At 46.9% G+C, this 508-nt stretch carries 1 pseudogene; it reads left to right on the forward strand.

From position 1 onward, the window contains the following. Positions 1 to 508: pseudogene (locus DW039_RS20800) on the forward strand (RHS repeat-associated core domain-containing protein); the annotation flags it as partial.

Genomic DNA, 508 nt, shown 5'->3' on the forward strand with positions numbered 1-508 from the left:
CCGCCTACGGCATGATAGACAACCTGACTCTCACCTTGAACGGCAATCAGTTGAACCGCGTGGATGATGCGGTAGCGGCTTCCACCTACAATGGCGGCTTCGAGTTCAAAAACGGTGCCAATGCTGCCGATGAGTACTCTTATGATGCCAACGGCAATTTAACTAAAGATTTAAACAAAGGTATTAGCGGCATTACATATAATTTCTTAAATTTGCCGAATGCAGTAACGTTCAGTGACGGAAGTACCATCACCTATACTTATGGAGCCGACGGCACAAAGCTGAGAACAGTCCATAAGATAGGCAGTACAACCACAACGACTGACTATTGCGGCAATGTGATCTATGAAAACGGAGTCCAGAAGCTGCTTCTTACCGAAGAGGGTTATATTACTTTGAGCGACAGCAAGTATCACTACTACTTGAAAGACCATCAGGGGAATAACCGGGTAGTCATCAGCCAGAGCGGCACGGTAGAAGAGACGAGCCATTACTATCCTTTCGGCGG

This window comes from Bacteroides sp. AF39-16AC (assembly GCF_003602735.1).
Lineage (GTDB): Bacteria > Bacteroidota > Bacteroidia > Bacteroidales > Bacteroidaceae > Bacteroides > Bacteroides uniformis.